The sequence below is a fragment of the Ferrimonas futtsuensis DSM 18154 genome, assembly GCF_000422645.1.
GTDB classification, from domain to species: Bacteria; Pseudomonadota; Gammaproteobacteria; order Enterobacterales; family Shewanellaceae; genus Ferrimonas; species Ferrimonas futtsuensis.
On sequence record NZ_AUGL01000041.1, the window covers coordinates 1 to 1960 of the forward strand.

The following is a 1960-nucleotide window of genomic DNA, read 5'->3' on the forward strand; positions in this document are numbered from 1 at the left end:
TAGTGCGTCAAGCGAAGCTTGATGCATCTTGCGGGGTGAAAGTCCCCGTCGGGTAAGGCCTAACCAGTCACCCGTATCGAGTGTTGCGCCCAAGGCGGAGATAGGGATTAGCCGATGCTTTTCAGTGGCGCAGCCACAACCAATCGAACAATCTGGGTGAAGCGTACACAGAGAATCTTATAGGCCATAGGGATTGTCGTGATCCTGAAGTGCTGGTATCGCTCCGTTAATTATGAACCTCCTGACTGACGAGGCTGGTAACAGAGTCGAAGTCCAGGCAATTCAACCGCCATTGGTGAGGTTGTTGCGAGTCAGCGGAGTTATCAAGCCGTGGCATGTAAGAAGAGATGCATCAGGAACTTGAGAGAGCCAAAGGTGTTCCACAAGGACAGTGGTAGGAAAGCCCAGCCTAAGCGCAGGTGAACGAAGACCCTTTGGCAGTCGGATCAGCTCATAGTAGTCAGAGGTTGGGAAAGCCAGTCACAGGGCGAAGGGGCTGACAGTTATATCGGCATGCAGCAGACACATAGGCCGGACAGAGTAGAGCTGGAATCACTATGACAACCGAACTGCAAGCCATTGCATTTAAGGCACGAACCCACCCTAAGCACAGGTTTCAGGATCTATATGGACTGCTAGAGCCTGAATTGCTGTATACCAGCTGGGGTCAACTAAACAAACACGCTGCGCCAGGCGTAGATGGTGCTCGCTTTCCTGAGTATCAACAAAATCTGGTGCAGAACATCACTCGTTTATCCGCTGAGCTTAAAACCAAGCGTTACAGGACGAAGCCGATAAAGCGAGTATTCATCCCTAAGAGTAATGGAAAACAACGGCCACTAGGGTTGCCGACCATAGACGACAAACTGGTGCAGCAAAGTGTCAGTCAGATACTGCAAAGCATCTGGGAAAGCGATTTCCTGCCCTTCAGCTATGGATATCGGCCGAATAAAAGTGCTCACCAAGCCGTAGAGAGCCTGAATCAGAATCTGTTTCGGGGTCGATTTGGTTATATCGTGGAAGCTGATATTAAAGGTTTCTTCGATAATATGAGTCACGATTGGTTGCACAAAATGTTGCTGCAGCGAGTGGACGATAAGGCATTGCTGAGCACCATCAAGCAGTGGTTGAAGGCGAAGATAAAGTCACCGGAGGGCCGCTGCGTAAAATCGCGCAGCGGTACCCCGCAAGGTGGCGTTATCAGCCCGATACTGGCGAATATCTACCTGCATTATGTCGTGGACATCTGGTTCGAGAAGGTGGTGAAACCTCGATTACGAGGCGATGCGATGCTCATTCGTTATGCGGATGATTTTGTGTGTGCTTTTCAGCACCAACAGGATGCAGAAGCATTCTATCGGGTGCTACCAAAACGGCTGAAGAGATTCGACCTTGAGGTAGCCGAAGAAAAGACCAAAATCATTCGATTCAACCGTTACAGCCCAGGGCGAGACAAGAAATTTCAGTTTCTTGGGTTCGAGTTTCTTTGGGAATTGAATGCGAAAGGTAAAGCCTGCTTGAGACGGCGCACTGCGCCAAAGAAGCAGAAAGCTACGTTAACTGAGTTCTATCGCTGGATAAAATTCAGTCGATTTAAACGGTTAGGAGAGTGGCTGCCCAGTCTCAAACGCAAACTGACTGGCTTTGGCAACTATTTTGGTTTGCCAGATAACAGCCGTAGCCTCACAGGCCTGTACAAGCATGTCATCGACAGTTTGTACAAATGGTTGAATAGGCGAAGTCAGCGGCGCAGTTACAACTGGGCAGGCCTGAAGCAGATGCTAATGTGTTTTGGAATTAGGGGGATGCGAGTTCGCAGACGTAGTAACGTTAAAGTGGACTGGTATCTGGGCGCGTGTATTACACGAGCATATGTATAACTGAGGAGCCGGATGCGGTAGTTCCGCACGTCCGGATCTGTGTGGGGGCGGTACAGGTAACTGGCCGCTCTACCACGACT

The 1960-nt window shown here is 50.0% G+C and carries 1 protein-coding gene; it reads left to right on the forward strand.

Annotation, left to right across the window (positions count from 1 at the left end):
* The first annotated feature begins 557 nt into the window (after window positions 1–557).
* Window positions 558–1880: a group II intron reverse transcriptase/maturase gene (ltrA, locus tag G505_RS0117675; protein WP_028110739.1), complete on the forward strand. Its 1323-nt coding sequence runs from the start codon at window positions 558–560 to the stop codon at window positions 1878–1880.
* Window positions 1881–1960: the final 80 nt, after the last annotated feature.

Excerpts from the sequence above, each read along its gene's own strand:
- ltrA (WP_028110739.1), top strand. The coding sequence starts at position 558 with ATGACAACCGAACTGCAAGCCATTGCATTTAAGGCACGAACCCACCCT.